This is a genomic window from Stutzerimonas frequens (assembly GCF_024448335.1).
Classification (GTDB): Bacteria; Pseudomonadota; Gammaproteobacteria; order Pseudomonadales; family Pseudomonadaceae; genus Stutzerimonas; species Stutzerimonas frequens.
Genome location: NZ_JAMOHM010000008.1, coordinates 120,728 through 135,811 on the forward strand (window position 1 = coordinate 120,728; position 15,084 = coordinate 135,811).

Here is a 15,084-nt window from a genome sequence, read left to right on the forward strand (position 1 = left end):
CGTTGACGGGCGTCCATGCTGGTGCGGCTGGGCGGATATGCCCGGGTGCGGCTTTTTCGCAGCTGCCGATGACCGGGCCGGCTGGTACCCTTGCGTGTCGCGGCCGGGGGCCGTGGGTGTTCGATGGCAAGGGGATGGAGATGTCAGGCCATATCAAACTCTGGGACGCGCCGCTGCGGCTGTTTCACTGGTTGTTCGCCGGGGCGGTTATCGCGGCCATCGTCACGGGCTGGATCGGCGGCGACCTGATGCTCTGGCATGGCCGGCTCGGTCTGCTGGTGCTGGGGCTGCTGGTGTTCCGTCTGATCTGGGGCTTCGTCGGGTCGACCTACGCCCGCTGGTCACGGATCTTCGCCGCGACGTTCGGTGTGAAGGACTATCTGCAGGGCAACTGGCGCGAAGCCGGGCACAACCCGCTTGGCGCGTTCTCCGTGCTGGCCATGCTGCTGCTGGTGAGCTTCCAGGTTGCCAGCGGCTTGATGGCGACCGACGACATCGCTTTCCAGGGCCCGCTCTATGCGGTAGTCAGCAGCGAAACCGGCAGCGCGCTGAGCGGCCTGCATCGACAGGCGAAGTGGCTGCTTCTGGTGCTGATCGGCATGCACCTTGCGGCCATCATCTATTACACGCTGGTGATGCGCCGGCCACTGGTGCGGGCGATGATCGCGGGAAGGACGCAGCGCGAGCATCCGACGCAGCAGGACGCGCGGGGCGGCTCGCTGCCCACCGCGGTTCTGGCGATCGCGCTGGGTGCGGCTTGCGTATGGGGTGTGCAGGCGGTGGGGGACTGGCTGAAGCCTGAGCCAGCGGCGGTAGCGCCCAGCCTGGACTGGTAAGCCAGCCGACCGGAAGGTGTCGGCTGGCTGCGCGCGATCAGTCGGCGCGGAACTTGTCGTGGCAGGACTTGCAGCTGCCGCCGACGTCGCCGAAGGCCTTCTTGATCGCGGCCTGATCACCTTCTGCGGCGACCTTGGCAAGCTGGTTGGCGGCGGCGGTGAACTTGCGGCCGATCTGCCCGGCCTCATCGAGGTTCTGGAAGAACTCAGGCTTCAGGCGGGTGGCCTTGCCCAGTTGCTCGGTGGTGGTGTCCGGGCTGTACAGGCTACCCATGCCAGAGTTGGCGATGGCGGCGATGGCATTGGCTGCGGCTGCCACCTTGGCCTGGTCGTAGGGCTCCTTGCCGTCGACTACCTGAGCCTTGATCTTGCCCATGTTCCACGACATGAACTGGTAGCCGGCCTGGCGGGTTTCGACCATCTCTTCCGGTTTCATCTGCGCCTGGACGGCAGTGCTGGCCAGCAGGACGGCGGCCACGGCGCCTGTCATCAATGCTTTCACGGTAACTCCTTATCGATCCTTGGTTGTTCGGCGGCTGTGCCGCTCGCGCGCAACTATACCCCGACCCGTACCCGGGTTTGGGTAACAAGGCGTGACAGGCCGCGCAGGCATCAGGCTGGTCAATGGCACGACAATGCCAAGCGCCATGAGCTTGCCGGCCGGCCGGCTGCGGTCCTAGCATGGTCGTTCGCAGTGCAATGCGGCGGCAGGAACCGGGCGGCGAAGGACGGTTCAGATGATCGTCGCGTTCGCCAAACTTTCCGCAGCGGGCCTGCCGCTACGATGCCCGAGGAGACTGCCATGCAACTCAAAGACACCGCGCTGTTCCGCCAGCAGGCCTATATCGATGGCGCCTGGCTGGATGCCGACAGTGGCCAGACCATCAGCGTGAACAACCCGGCCACCGGCGAGATTCTCGGTACGGTGCCGAAGATGGGCGCCGCCGAAACCCGCCGCGCCATCGATGCCGCCGAGCGGGCGCTGCCGGCCTGGCGTGATCTGACCGCCAAGGAGCGCTCGCAGAAGCTGCGTCGCTGGTTCGAGCTGCTGATGGAGAATCAGGACGACTTGGGTCGGCTGATGACGCTGGAGCAGGGCAAGCCGTTGGCCGAAGCCAAGGGCGAGATCGCCTATGCGGCGTCCTTCATCGAGTGGTTCGCCGAGGAAGCCAAGCGCATCTACGGCGACACCATCCCCGGTCACCAGAAGGACAAGCGCATCCTCGTCATCAAGCAGCCGATCGGCGTGACCGCGGCGATCACCCCGTGGAATTTCCCGGCGGCGATGATCACCCGCAAGGCCGGCCCGGCGCTGGCGGCTGGCTGCACCATGGTGATCAAGCCGGCATCGCAGACGCCGTTCTCGGCGCTGGCGATGGTCGAGCTGGCCGAGCGCGCCGGAATTCCCAAGGGCGTGCTCAGCGTGGTCACCGGCTCGGCCGGCGACATCGGCAACGAGCTGACCGCCAACCCCAAGGTCCGCAAGATCTCCTTCACCGGCTCCACCGAAGTGGGCGCCAAGCTGATGGAGCAGTGCGCGCCGGGGATCAAGAAGGTGTCTCTGGAGCTGGGCGGCAACGCGCCATTTATCGTCTTCGATGATGCCGACCTGGACGAGGCGGTGAAGGGCGCCATGCAGTCCAAGTACCGCAACGCCGGGCAGACCTGTGTATGCGTCAACCGCATCTATGTGCAGGACGGCGTGTATGACGCCTTTGCCGAGAAATTCCAGGCGGCGGTGGCCAAGCTGCGGGTCGGCAATGGCCTGGAAGAGGGCACCGACATCGGCCCGCTGATCGATGATCGTGCTGCCAGCAAGGTCCGCGAGCATATCGAGGATGCCGTCGCCCAGGGCGCGCGACTGGTGGCGGGCGGCCAGGCCCATGCGCTTGGCGGCAGCTATTTCGAGCCGACCGTGCTGGTCGACGTGCCGGACAGCGCCAAGGTGGCCAAGGAAGAGACCTTCGGCCCGCTGGCGCCGCTGTTCCGCTTCAAGGACGAGGCCGATGCGATCGCCAAGGCCAACGACACCGAGTTCGGCCTGGCCTCCTACTTCTACGCGCGCGATCTGGGCCGGGTGTTCCGCGTCGCCGAGGCGCTGGAGTACGGCATGGTCGGCATCAATACCGGGCTGATCTCTACCGAAGTGGCGCCGTTCGGCGGCGTGAAGTCCTCCGGTCTCGGCCGCGAGGGCTCGAAGTACGGCATCGAGGATTACCTGGAGATCAAGTATCTCTGCATGGGCATCTGAGCCACCTGCGACAGCTGGCCTCAGGGGCCGAGGCTGGCTGTTTGCTGTAGGTCCGTGCAGAATCGCGCCCCCATTGGCGCGATTCTCGTCTCGAGGATCTCTCGCCATCGACCTACCCCGTCGCTAGGCTGTGGTGACATCCCCAGCGAGCCGTGCAGTGAGCCTCTCTGCCCAAGTTTCCTTCGTTCTGGTTGCCTACAACGAGCCCTGGCGCGCGGACCAGCTTTGTCAGCTGGTGCGCGAACTGCGCCCCGGTATGCGTGTGCAACCCGCGGCGGACGGGCATGCCGCGCTGGAGCTGTGCAAGCGTCAGGTGCCCAGCCTGTTGATCATCGATGGTGAGCTGGAAGGTCTCGATGGTCGCCAGCTGTTGCGTGAACTGCGTCGTCACGGCCCGACCCAGCGCCTGCCCTGCGTGCTGATCAGCGCGCGTACCGATACCGCCAGCGTCCGCACCGTGCTGCCTTTGGCGCCCGCCGCGTACCTGGGCAAACCCTACGATCTCGACGACCTGCGCCAGCGGCTGGACAGGTTGCTGCCGCGCTCGGCCGGACGTGCCGGGGTAACGACGCCTGCTCCGGCAGACACTGTGGAGAGCTTTCTCGAGCGCATGCGTCCGCATAACCGCGGCGCGCCGCTGCAGGAGGCGGTGCTGGTCGCCCTGCAGCGCCTGCAAGGCGGTGACCAGGATTTCGCCGAACTCGAGGAGCTACTGGCCCGCGATCCGCAGGTCACGGCCCGGCTGATCAGCGTCGCCAGCAATGGCGCGGCGCAGCCGGCGGCGCCCTGCCTTGGGCTGGCGCAGGCGAGACGCCAGCTCGGTGCGGCGCGCAGTCTGCAATTGGTTACCGAGCTGGCCCTGCAACACAACGCGCGGTTGCCCGAGCCTCGCCTTGCCGAGCTTGCCGGTCAGCTCGGTAACCAGGCGCTGCGCACGGCACGGCTGGCGAGCTGGTTGGCGCGCCAGCTGAAGCTGGATGTCGAGCTCTGTTTCAGCGCCGGGCTTTTGCAGAACATCGGCGAGCTGGCGTTGCTGCGCAGCCTGCAGGAGTGGCTCGACAGTGGCGGCGCGCTGGATGAAGCGGATCTGCAACGCTGCCTGCGCGAGCGCGCGGCCGGCTTCGGCTCGGCGCTGCGGGCACAGTGGGCGCTGCCACTGGAGCTGCGCCAGGTGATCAGCGCCTACTACGCGCTGGGTTCCGGTGTACTGCGCCGCGAAGCGCTGGTGCTCAACCTGACGCGGCTGCTGATCGAACTGCCCGCCGATGCCGAGCCGGCCAGTCTGGCCGGCGAGCGGACGGTGCGCCTGCTGCGCATCGATCCTGATCTGCTGGCGCGCGCGCCTCGCCATGCCGTCGCGGGCTAGCCTGCTTCTGATCCGACATTCCCTGTATTGATAGCCGCGACCGATCGCCCCTGGGTCGCGCACTATCCCTTGTCTGGCGCGGCTCTGCGCCTTCTTTTCGCTCGAATGCGCTGGCCGTGTGGTGCTATCGACACGCGGAAATGAGTCATTTATTCTGCAGTGCGAAACATGATTCCGTGAAATTACAATTCCAATCAGCATTTCACACAGCGGAGGCCAGTCATGACAGATGTCGTACGGCTCGAAGTTCAGGGCGATATCGCGCTGATCACGGTCAACAATCCACCGGTCAACGCTCTCGGCCAGTCGGTGCGCGAGGGGCTGCTGAAGGCCTTTCAGCGTGCCGAAGCGGACCAGCAGGTGCGCGCCGTGGCGCTGGTGTGCGAGGGCAACACCTTTATCGCCGGCGCTGACATCAAGGAATTCGGTAAGCCACCACAGGCGCCGAGCCTGCCAGACGTAATTGAAGTCATCGAAGGCTGCAACAAGCCGAGCGTCGCAGTCATTCATGGCACCGCGCTCGGCGGCGGGCTGGAAGTGGCGCTGGGTTGTCATTACCGCATCGCGCGCAAGGACGCCAAGGTCGGCCTGCCGGAAGTGAAGCTGGGTTTGTTGCCGGGCGCCGGCGGCACCCAGCGGCTACCGCGTCTGGCCGGCGTCGAGAAGGCTTTGGAGATGATCGTCAGCGGCACGCCGATCAGTGCTGCCGAGGCGGTCGAGCACAGCATCGTCGACGAGCTGTTCGAGGGTGATCTGGTGAACGCTGGCCTGGCCTACGCCCGTCGTATGGTCGATGAAGGCCGCGCACCGCGACGCACTGGCGAGCAGACCAGAGGCCTTGAGGGCGCCGACAACGAGGCGCTGATTCGCGCCAAGCACGCTGAAGTGGCCAAGCGCATGCCGGGGCTGTTCTCGCCGTTGCGTTGCATCGCGGCGGTCGAGGCGGCGACGAAGTTGCCGTTGGCCGAAGGCCTCAAGCGCGAGCGTGAGCTGTTTGCCGAGTGCCTGAACTCGCCACAGCGTGGTGCGCTGGTCCATTCGTTCTTCGCCGAACGCCAGGCCGGCAAGATCAACGATCTGCCGGCAGACGTGGAACCTCGCTCGATCGACACGGCTGCGGTGATCGGCGGCGGCACCATGGGTGTCGGCATCGCCTTGAGCTTCGCCAATGCCGGGGTGCCGGTGAAGCTGCTTGAAATCAACGACGAGGCACTGCAACGCGGCCTGCAGCGCGCCCGTGACACCTACGCGGCGAGCGTCAAGCGCGGCAGCCTGACCGAGGATGCGATGGAGCAGCGCCTCGCGCTGATCACCGGCGTCACCGACTACGGCGCGCTGGCCGATGCCGACGTGGTGGTCGAGGCCGTGTTCGAGGAGATGGGCGTCAAGCAGCAGGTCTTCGAGCAACTGGATGCGGTGTGCAAGCCCGGTGCGATCCTCGCCTCCAACACCTCGTCACTCGATTTGGACGCCATCGCCGCCTTCACCAGGCGCCCTGAGGATGTGGTCGGTCTGCACTTCTTCAGCCCGGCCAATGTCATGCGCCTGCTGGAAGTGGTGCGTGGCGAGCGGACCAGCGATGAAGTGCTCGCCACTGCCATGGCGATCGGCAAGCAGCTGAAGAAGGTCTCGGTGGTGGTCGGCGTCTGCGACGGCTTCGTCGGCAACCGCATGGTCTTCCAGTACGGCCGCGAGGCGGAGTTCCTTCTGGAGGAGGGCGCCACGCCACAGCAGGTCGACGGGGCGCTGCGCAACTTCGGCATGGCCATGGGGCCGTTCGCCATGCGCGACCTGTCCGGCCTCGACATCGGCCAGGCGATCCGCAAGCGTCAACGCGCGACCCTGCCGCCTCACCTGGATTTCCCCACCGTTTCGGACAAGCTTTGCGCCGCCGGCATGCTCGGGCAGAAGACCGGCGCCGGCTACTACCGCTACGAACCCGGCAACCGCACCCCGCAGGAGAATCCCGACCTCGCACCCATGCTGGAAGCCGCGTCGCGGGAAAAAGGCATCGAGCGAAAGGCGCTGGACGAGCAGTACATCGTCGAGCGCTGCATCTTCGCGCTGGTCAACGAGGGCGCGAAGATTCTCGAGGAAGGCATTGCCCAGCGCTCCAGCGACATCGACGTCATCTACCTCAACGGCTACGGCTTCCCGGCCTTCCGCGGCGGGCCGATGTACTACGCCGACAGCGTCGGCCTGGACAAGGTGCTGGCGCGAGTAAAAGAACTGCACGCGCGTTGCGGCGACTGGTGGAAGCCGGCGCCGCTGCTGGAAAAACTGGCCGCCGAAGGCCGCACCTTTACCGAATGGCAGGCGGGACAATGAGCGCCGCCCGCCTGCAAACCGAACGCAGCATGAGGACCTTCCCATGAACGTCAACTACACGGCCGAAGAGCTCGCGTTCCGCGACGAAGTACGCGCCTTTCTGAAAAGCGAGCTGCCGGCGGACATCGCCGCCAAGGTCAAGCTCGGCAAGCAAATGTCCAAGGAAGATCACCAGCGCTGGCAGCAGATCCTGGTCAAGCGCGGCTGGTATGCGCCGGGCTGGCCGGTGGAGCTGGGCGGCACCACCTGGGGCCCGGTGGAAAAGCACATCTTCGACGAGGAGTGCTCCGCCTTCGGGGCGCCGCGTACCGTGCCCTTCGGCGTCAACATGGTCGCCCCGGTGATCATCAAGTTCGGCACCCAGCAGCAGATCGACCATTACCTGCCGCGCATCCTCTCCGGTGAGGACTGGTGGTGCCAGGGCTATTCCGAGCCCGGTGCCGGTTCCGACCTGGCCAGCCTCAAAACCCGCGCCGTGCGTGATGGCGACCACTACGTGGTCAACGGCCAGAAGACCTGGACCACCCTCGGTCAGCACGCCAACATGATCTTCTGCCTGGTGCGCACCGACCCCGAGGCCCAGCAGCAGCGCGGCATCAGCTTCCTCCTGATCGACATGAAGAGCCCGGGCATCAGTGTGCGGCCGATCATCACCCTGGACGGCGACCACGAGGTCAACGAGGTCTTCTTCGACAATGTCCGCGTGCCGGTGGAAAACCTAGTCGGCGAGGAAAACCAGGGTTGGACCTGCGCCAAGTACCTGCTGACCCACGAGCGCACGGGCCTGGCCGGCATCGGCTCGTCCAAGGCGGTGCTGGCGCATCTCAAGCGCATTGCCATGAAGGAAGTCTGCGACGGCAAGTCGATGCTCGAAGATCCGCTGTTCCGCGCTCAGGTCGCCGAGGTCGAGATGCAGCTGATGGCCATCGAGATGAGCACCCTGCGCATCCTCGCGGCGGCGAAGGAGGGCGGCGTGCCCGGCGCCGAGTCGTCGATCCTCAAGATCAAGGGCACCGAGATTCGCCAGGCGATCACTCACCTCTTGCGCAAGGTCATCGGCCCCTACGCGTTGCCCTTCCTCGAAGAGGAGCTGCAGCTGGACTACGAAGGCGAGCTCTTGCACGCCGACTACAGCGCATCGTTGGCCGGCGATTACTTCAACATGCGCAAGCTGTCGATCTTCGGCGGCTCCAACGAAATCCAGAAGAACATCGTCTCGAAGATGATTCTCGAGCTGTAAGGGGACAACGCCATGGACTTCAAACTGACCGAAGAGCAGCAGATGCTGCAAGACACCGCGGCGCGCCTGGTGCGCGACGCCTATCCGTTCGAACAGCGCGAGAAGTTCAGCGAGTCCGAGCTGGGCTTTTCCGCGGAATTCTGGTCGCAGCTGGGCGAACTGGGCCTGACCGCTGTGCCGTTCTCCGAGGACATCGGCGGCTTTGGTGGTAGCGGCGTGGAAACCATGCTGGTCATGACCGAACTGGGTCGCGGCCTGACGCTGGAGCCGTATCTGCAATCGGTGATCCTCGCGGGTGGCCTGATCAACCAGCTCGGTTCCGACGCGCAGAAGCAGGACCTGCTGCCGCAGCTCGCCGCCGGTTCGCTGCAGCTGGCGGTGGCCTTCGACGAGCCGCAGAGCCACTACAACCTGAACGATGTACACACCCGCGCCGAAGCGGTCGACGGCGGCTATCGGCTCTCCGGACGCAAGGCCGTGGTCATCGGCGGGCACAGCGCCGGGCAGATCATCGTGTCGGCGCGCACTTCCGGCGACAGTCGCAATGAAACGGGCGTCAGCCTGTTCCTTATCGATCCGAGCGCCCAGGGCGTCAGCCGTCGCGTCTACCCGACCATCGATGGGCGTAAGGGCTGCGACTTGTTCCTCGACAACGTGCAGGTGGGTGCCGAGGCGCTGCTTGGTGAGCTGGGTAATGCCTTGCCCGCGATGCGCTACCAGCAGGGCCGTGCGATCGCCGCGCAGTGCGCCGATGCGCTGGGCAGCATGGATGAGGCCTGCAAGCTGACCCTCGACTATCTGAAGACGCGCAAGCAGTTTGGCGTGCCGATCGGCAAGTTCCAGGTCCTGCAGCACCGCATGGTCGACATGCAGACCGAGCTGGAGCAGGCCACCAGCATGGCAATCCTCGCCGCGACCTTTGCCGATGGCGAAGACAACGACGAGCGCAGCCGCATCATCGCTGCCGCCAAGTACATCTGCGCCCGCGCCGCGCGCAAGGTGGCCGAGGAAGCCATCCAGCTGCACGGCGGGATCGGCATGACCTGGGAATACAACCTCGCCCACCACGCCAAGCGCCTGGTGATGATCGCCCACCAGTTCGGTGACGACGACCACCACCTGAAGGCCTATGCGAAGCTGATGCAGGTGGCCTGATCGCCCCGCCTGCAGCATGAAAAAACCCGCTCTCAGGAGCGGGTTTTTTATGGCCCGATGGTTGTGTGTGGTTCGAGAGTGCAGAGGGTGGAGCGTGGGCTTCACATCCGCGTGGCCGGGTCGGTGCCCCTAGCCCGACAGGGCGGACGTCGTCTTCAACATCCATGCGAAATAAATCGGTGGCGCGTTGCGGTGGTTCGGGGCGCGATCCACCCTGCGGATAAAAAGAGCGATTGCGATGCAAACAGCCGAAGGCATACGCCGCTTTTACCAGGCGGTGATCGCACCGGCTGCGGCTCATTCGTTCCAGATATGAAAAAGGCCGGGCAATGCCCGGCCTTTTTAGCGACGCGATCAGCTGGCGATCAGATGCTGTCGAGTTGCGGGTTCAGGCGGTCCAGCAGGCGCTTGCTGCGGCGGCCATCCTGCAGGTCGCCCAGATCTGACAGGCGCACGCGCTCTTTCGGTTCGACCTTCAACTCCATGCCGCTGACCTTGCCGAGCAGAGCCTTCCTGAGCAGTTCGCAGCCGTCTTTCATGCCCTTTGGCAGGTCCTTGAATTCACGGTTGCAGTCCTTCTCGGTCCGTTCAACGACCTTCTCGTAATGCGCTTGGCGTTGTTTGTCGGCGCTGCCTTCGCTGGGGTTCAGGGGGGTGTTGTAACGCTGATACAGCGCAATGCTGCGCTCGGCCATGCCGCGATCCTTGACGCTGAACGAGGCGCTTTGCAATTCGGCGCGCTCGACGCTCGATGCCAACTCGCCCAGCTCGTTCATGAATGCCCGCTGCCCCCGCTCGTCGCCACCGAGGCTTTCGCTCAGGCGCTGCAGCTTGCGATTCAAATCCCGTAGGTTGTTCAGGCGGTAACTGACACGCGAATCGAACAGTTCTGGCAGGTCGACTGCCAGCTCTGTCTCCAGGGTGCCGGCATCGTCATCGATATCCACGTAGATCTCGACGTCGTAGGGCTTGAGCTCGGCCAGGCCGCTGATCAGTGCGGGTTCGAAGCCGCGAGCGCTAGCCATGCCTCGGCCGAACCCGCCGCCGGCCATCGCGCCGAGACTGCTTAGGCCGCCAAGGGCACGGTTGTCGGCCTCGACGCCATTGAAGCGCAGCCGCAAGCGGGTCCGCTCGTCGTTGATGGAACGGTCGCTGATGATGACCTCAGCCACCTGCAGGCTTGGCTCGCGTCCTCCGGCCTCCACTTGCAGTTCGGAGATCGTCACGCGGCCGCCGAATGGGCTGGATGAAACCGACTTCCAACGCAGGGTATCCTCAAGCTCGTGATCGTAAACCCAGTCTTCGATCAATTTCTCTGCCTGGCTGCTGCTGTAGGCGCTCAAGCCGAAGTAGCCGGCCACCAACACGGCAACAGCAGCGCCGGCGATCAGGGGTAGGCGCTTGCTCATTCGTCATCTCCTTGAAGCTCGGCACGTTCGGGCCAGGCTTGTTGTATCCGTGATTTGGCCTCTTCCGGCGTCCAGTCCGGGTCACCGATTTCATGTCGTGCGAGTTTCAGCGGGTCGCGCAGATCGGCGCAGCCCTTTTCGCTGCAGGCTTGCAGCGTGGTGGCGCTGATCAGCGTCAACGGCAGGCTTTGCTCATCCTTGCGCGACGCATCCAGGCGCGCCTCGCCCTTGACCAGGAACCAGCCCTCGTCGGCGTCTTGCGCGCTATCTTTGGTATCCAGTACGGCGGCATACGGATAGTCGATCTTCCAGCCACCATCGGTCTTGCCATCGATATGGACGATCTGGCTGTAGCTCTGTGCGCGGCCTTGCATCATCGCGGCATAGCTACCCCCACTGAACGGCCGGTAGCTGGCATCGCTGAGGATGCGTCCGTAGAGCTCTTCGGGTTTGCGAGTTTCACGGCGCAGCTGACGATACAGCTGCAGCTGTTGCTCAGCCTGGCGTGCAAGCAGCTCGCGCTGACGCTGGGCTTCTCGCTCGCGCTCCAGCTCGGCGCGGCGCTGCAGTTCAGCTTCCTTGCGCTCGTATGCAAACAGGTGGTTATCGGCGCGGGCCGGGTCGTACTCCCACTTCTTGGTACGGTAATGACGCGAAAGCGAAATGTCGTAGAGCCAGAAATCGCGGTCGCCTTCGTAAAGCCCTTTTTCCAGATCCCGCATGCCGTAGAACTGGATCGCCCTGATCTTCGGCGCGCTCTTGTCGAGGTGTGCGGTGGCGAGGTCGATTGTTCGGCGAATGCTATCCAGATCGCGGAACAGCTCACGGTTTTCGGTTAGAGCGATCAGCGTGACACTGCCGCCATTCCAGTGGCCGCCATAGCTATGGCCCATGCGCAGCAGATAATGCACCTTGCTGGCAGGTTCGCTATGCAACAGCAGCAACAGGTTCTTGCGTTGGTCGATGCCCACTACCGGAAGCTGCGGCGCGTCGCCGTAGATTTCCAGGCCATCGAGGAAGCTGCCTTTGAACTGATGCAGACGCACGCCATCGCGGCGGTTGAGCGTCAGCGAGCCGTTGCCCTGCGCGTAGCCGTCCGGGCCGCATGTCACGCCGCTGGATGTCGCGGAGATATTCGCTATGTCGTCCTCCGGCTTGAACCCCAGGCGGAAGCGGCAGCCGCTCTGATCCGCGATCTCGGTGATGAAGTCGGCCTTGGCAAAAACGTCCCGGGCCAGCGGAGGTTGCCAGCCGTTGACGCTGAACTCTTTGGTGATAACCGGGGCGGGGGCCACAGCCTGCTCTATTGGGGCTGGCTTTTCTGCCGGCTCAGCGGGTTGGGCGTCGGCCACAGGTGCTGTCGGCGCTGGGGATGTAGCTGGGGGTTGTGGTGCTTCGGCTTCTGCTTGCGTCGGTTTGGCCGGTTCCGGCTCTGCGGTGGCCGGAGCGGTCTCGCGCGCAGCAGGTGAAGCGGCAGCGGGGGCTTCAGCAAGCGCTTGGGCGACGGTTGGCGCAGGGGCTTGCTCGGCGGCTGGTTGCGTGGCTGCGGGGGCAGTACTCGCCGCTTGTGCCAGCCAGCCTGCGGCTTGGCTGGAGTGGCCGCGGGCTTGCGTCTTGCCAGCGCTGTCTACGCTGGTCCAGCTCAGCTGCGTAGCGCTCGAGCACTGGCTAGCGAACAGGCCGCCGAGTTTTGGCAGCAACCGGTTGATGGAGTCCTGGTTTGCTGGGCCGGCAAAAGCGAAACGCAGCTGTAGGTTGTCGCTGCACCAAGGCTGGCCATCGGCATGGTCGACAAAGACCTCGACGTTTTCCGCCTTCGAATAGGCCAGTCGGTGGCTGGCTGCCTGGGCCGAAGCCGCCACGGCCAGGCTTAGGGCCAGTAGGGAAATGTGGCGTACGTTCATCAGATCAGCTCCCAGGCACCGTCGGCCGCCTGACAGGCTTTTGCAGTCTGCTGCTCATTGCTGCCCTGGGCTGTCACGTCGTACTTGATCGTCCGGCAGGTGGCCTGTGCCGTCATGGTCTGCTCGACCGGAACAGCATCCAGGTCGATGGCGTCCAGGTCGATTCCCTTGGAGGCTGCGCTGGCGACATCAAGGCTGTCGAGATCGGTAGCCGTTGCGGCTGCAGCGGTCTGGGTCGACTGGGCGGGCTTTTTGACCTGTGTCACCAGCGGCGCGTAGACGTAGCCGATGGTTACGCCGCGGCGGCCCACCATGATCCAGTCATTGTCGGTGCGACCGATCGCAGTAAAGGTTGTACCGGCTGGCAATCCTGCAACCTTTTCGGCTTTGAGGTCGGGCGCATTGCGTACGTTGGCCGATTTAACCGCCTGGTAGGGCTGGTTGATCAGTGTCATGTTCGCTACCGGCTGCACCTTGGGCGTGCGCTTGACCGCAACTTCGCGTTGCACGGTTTCGGTCTTGACCGGGGTAATGGTGGCTTTGGCATCGCTATGGCTCGATGACCACTGAGTGGCTTGCCCGTCCTGAGCATGCTGCAGCGCCTGTTGAGTCTGCAGGGCCAGCGCTTCGCGGTCCCGCGCATCGAGCTTGGCACCGATGGTCTTGCCCAGGTAACCGCCGGCCAGTGCGCCTGCGATCATCGCTGCGGTGCGACCGCTACCGTTCCCGACCTGACTGCCGATGAGAATGCCTGCAGCGGTGCCGACCAAGGTGCCGATGTTCTCTTTGTTCGCCCACTCGTTTTCGGCCATGTTGGCGCAACCGGCGCTGAACACCATGGCGCTGCTGAGAAGCAGCACGCTGGTTTTTTTTGCGAAGCCCATGAGGTAGTCCTTATCTGAATGGCTGGCAGGTAGCATTCAGGACTGACGCGACGGCCGTTGCAGTGCCGGCGGGGCTGCCGTTTCAATCCTTGAAATGGCCGGCAATTACACACAAATACGGCCTGCATCACAAACTCAAAAAGGCCTCTAGGGCGGCATTCCGAGTCCGAGCGGCTGAAGCTGCAGGGCTTTGGGAGTGTCGTGGTGGTCGCCTTTCAGCTCAATTTGCTGACAATCCGGCGCGCTGAAGTTGACGCCGCACAAGGCTTATTGGGCAGTAACGACCTGTCCGCACGGCGACCAGTGCACTCAATGAAAGTACTGGCCGCCATGCGTCGATTTGTCACGCCGGCGCTGGCGTAGCTGTAGCCTGCGGCTTCCATTCCTGCAAGCGATCCAGGCTGCCACGGTAGTGCTTGAGCCCCATGCCGAGCAGGACTATCGCGCCGACCAGCGCAACGCCGGTGACGATCAGCAGCGAGTAGCGCAGGGCGTTGTCGTCGCCGAAGACGAAGTCGGTGCCCAGCGCCACCGCGGTCGGGCCGATGCCGAGGCCGACCATGGTGATGACGAACAGGTACACCGCCGACGCCTGGCCGCGCATGGAGTTGGGCATGATTTCCTGAATCGCCGCCGGCCCGACGCCGAAGGGCATGGCGATGGTGAAGACGTGCAGGGCGATCAGCGCCAGCGCCAGTTCGCCGGTGCCGGCCAGGTAGGCGAGATTGAGCGGCAGGGTCAGCGCGGCGGAGATGATGCCCACGCGCAGCGGTGCGTCGCGATAACCGCGGCGGTGCAGCAGGTCCGACAGCCGCCCGCCGGCGATGATGCCGATCGAGCCGGCCACTGCCACCACCGAGCCGTAGAGCACGCCGACGTCGCTGGCCGACCAGCCGTAGGTGCGGATGAAAAACGTCGGAATCCACGCCGAACTGCCGTAGGCGGCGAAAGCCAGGCAGGCGAAGCCGAAGTTGTGACACAGCACGGTGCGGCGGTTCTGGCGGATATAGCCGGCCACTTCGCTCAGCGGCACCTCGACACCGGCGCCGACGCCTTTGCGCGATGGCTCGCGGATCAGCAAGAGCACGGCGGTGAACAGCACGCCGGCTGCACCGAGTACGAGGAAGATCAGTTGCCAGGGGCGGACCATGCCGAGCACCGGCAGCTCCACATCGCCCTGTGCCGAGGCGAACTTGACCACCAGTCCGCCGAGCAGAAAGGCCAGGCCTGAGCCGATGTAGATGCCCATCGAATAGACGCTCATCGCGGTGCCGCGCAGCTTTGGCGGAAAGCTGTCGGCGATCAGCGAATAGGCCGAGGGCGACAGCGCCGCCTCGCCGACACCGACGCCAATGCGGAACACGAGAAACTGCCAGAAGGTGCGCGCCGTGCCGCAGAGCGCGGTCATCAGGCTCCACACCAGCACGCCGATGGCAATGATGCCGCGGCGGCTCTTGCGATCGGCCAGGCGTCCGATGGGCACGCCGCAGATGGTGTAGAACACCGCGAAGGAGAAGCCCATGAGCAGGCTCATGTGGGTGTCGGTGATGTCCAGATCGCGGCGGATCGGTTCGACCAGCAGGTTGAGAATCTGCCGGTCGACGAAGGACAGCACGTAGGCGAGCATCAGGATCGCGACCGTCATCCAGGCGCGGGTGCTCGAGGGGTAGCCGTTATTGTTGTTGTGCATGGCAAGCTCCGATTAGCGAGA

At 64.6% G+C, this 15,084-nt stretch carries 11 protein-coding genes; 6 read left to right on the top strand and 5 right to left on the bottom strand.

Annotated features, from left to right (window positions below; all coding sequences use genetic code 11):
- Window positions 1–134 precede the first annotated feature (134 nt).
- Window positions 135–836 carry a cytochrome b/b6 domain-containing protein gene (locus NAO55_RS12995; protein WP_102839198.1) on the top strand — a complete coding sequence of 234 codons (702 nt, stop codon included), beginning with the start codon at window positions 135–137 and terminating at the stop codon, window positions 834–836.
- Window positions 837–873: 37 nt separating this feature from the next.
- Here the strand turns inward: NAO55_RS12995 and NAO55_RS13000 are convergent, their stop codons facing one another.
- A complete protein-coding gene (locus NAO55_RS13000) occupies window positions 874–1,326 on the bottom strand; it encodes a c-type cytochrome (RefSeq protein WP_102839199.1) in 453 nt (150 codons plus the stop codon).
- Between the two features lie 312 nt (window positions 1,327–1,638).
- Here NAO55_RS13000 and gabD point away from each other — a divergent pair, with 312 nt between their 5' ends.
- From gabD to NAO55_RS13025, 5 genes are all read left to right on the top strand, one after another.
- On the top strand, window positions 1,639–3,087 hold the full coding sequence (gene gabD, locus NAO55_RS13005; RefSeq protein ID WP_102839200.1) for an NADP-dependent succinate-semialdehyde dehydrogenase: 1,449 nt from the start codon (window positions 1,639–1,641) through the stop codon (window positions 3,085–3,087).
- Window positions 3,088–3,244: 157 nt separating this feature from the next.
- Window positions 3,245–4,453 carry an HDOD domain-containing protein gene (locus NAO55_RS13010; RefSeq protein WP_102839201.1) on the top strand — a complete coding sequence of 403 codons (1,209 nt, stop codon included), beginning with the start codon at window positions 3,245–3,247 and terminating at the stop codon, window positions 4,451–4,453.
- A 222-nt stretch (window positions 4,454–4,675) separates the two neighbouring features.
- The gene (locus NAO55_RS13015; RefSeq protein ID WP_102839202.1) at window positions 4,676–6,781 is read left to right on the top strand and encodes a 3-hydroxyacyl-CoA dehydrogenase NAD-binding domain-containing protein; all 2,106 of its coding nucleotides are present in this window, start codon (window positions 4,676–4,678) and stop codon (window positions 6,779–6,781) included.
- Window positions 6,782–6,824: 43 nt separating this feature from the next.
- Window positions 6,825–8,021: an acyl-CoA dehydrogenase family protein gene (locus NAO55_RS13020; protein ID WP_102839203.1), complete on the top strand. Its 1,197-nt coding sequence runs from the start codon at window positions 6,825–6,827 to the stop codon at window positions 8,019–8,021.
- A gap of 12 nt (window positions 8,022–8,033) precedes the next feature.
- The gene (locus NAO55_RS13025) at window positions 8,034–9,176 is read left to right on the top strand and encodes an acyl-CoA dehydrogenase family protein (protein WP_102839204.1); all 1,143 of its coding nucleotides are present in this window, start codon (window positions 8,034–8,036) and stop codon (window positions 9,174–9,176) included.
- 365 nt (window positions 9,177–9,541) lie between these two features.
- Here NAO55_RS13025 and NAO55_RS13030 read toward each other — a convergent pair whose 3' ends face one another.
- The 4 genes from NAO55_RS13030 to NAO55_RS13045 all read right to left on the bottom strand — a co-directional run bounded on the left by NAO55_RS13030 (window position 9,542) and on the right by NAO55_RS13045 (window position 15,063).
- On the bottom strand, window positions 9,542–10,585 hold the full coding sequence (locus tag NAO55_RS13030) for a hypothetical protein (protein ID WP_102839205.1): 1,044 nt from the start codon (window positions 10,583–10,585) through the stop codon (window positions 9,542–9,544).
- Window positions 10,582–11,880, bottom strand: coding sequence for a hypothetical protein (locus NAO55_RS13035; protein WP_102839206.1), 1,299 nt, complete (start codon window positions 11,878–11,880; stop codon window positions 10,582–10,584). Before NAO55_RS13035 ends, NAO55_RS13030 begins: the two co-directional genes overlap by 4 nt.
- 608 nt (window positions 11,881–12,488) lie before the next feature.
- Window positions 12,489–13,373: an SH3 domain-containing protein gene (locus tag NAO55_RS13040; RefSeq protein ID WP_102839207.1), complete on the bottom strand. Its 885-nt coding sequence runs from the start codon at window positions 13,371–13,373 to the stop codon at window positions 12,489–12,491.
- A 343-nt stretch (window positions 13,374–13,716) separates the two neighbouring features.
- The gene (locus NAO55_RS13045) at window positions 13,717–15,063 is read right to left on the bottom strand and encodes a spinster family MFS transporter (protein WP_102839208.1); all 1,347 of its coding nucleotides are present in this window, start codon (window positions 15,061–15,063) and stop codon (window positions 13,717–13,719) included.
- Window positions 15,064–15,084: the final 21 nt, after the last annotated feature.

Bases quoted from the DNA above. Each gene is read 5' to 3' on its own strand.
- NAO55_RS13045 (WP_102839208.1), bottom strand. From the start codon at position 15,063: ATGCACAACAACAATAACGGCTACCCCTCGAGCACCCGCGCCTGGATG.
- NAO55_RS13015 (WP_102839202.1), top strand. From the start codon at position 4,676: ATGACAGATGTCGTACGGCTCGAAGTTCAGGGCGATATCGCGCTGATC.
- NAO55_RS13025 (WP_102839204.1), top strand. From the start codon at position 8,034: ATGGACTTCAAACTGACCGAAGAGCAGCAGATGCTGCAAGACACCGCG.
- NAO55_RS13020 (WP_102839203.1), top strand. From the start codon at position 6,825: ATGAACGTCAACTACACGGCCGAAGAGCTCGCGTTCCGCGACGAAGTA.
- NAO55_RS13030 (WP_102839205.1), bottom strand. From the start codon at position 10,585: ATGAGCAAGCGCCTACCCCTGATCGCCGGCGCTGCTGTTGCCGTGTTG.
- gabD (WP_102839200.1), top strand. From the start codon at position 1,639: ATGCAACTCAAAGACACCGCGCTGTTCCGCCAGCAGGCCTATATCGAT.
- NAO55_RS13040 (WP_102839207.1), bottom strand. From the start codon at position 13,373: ATGGGCTTCGCAAAAAAAACCAGCGTGCTGCTTCTCAGCAGCGCCATG.
- NAO55_RS12995 (WP_102839198.1), top strand. From the start codon at position 135: ATGGAGATGTCAGGCCATATCAAACTCTGGGACGCGCCGCTGCGGCTG.
- NAO55_RS13000 (WP_102839199.1), bottom strand. From the start codon at position 1,326: ATGACAGGCGCCGTGGCCGCCGTCCTGCTGGCCAGCACTGCCGTCCAG.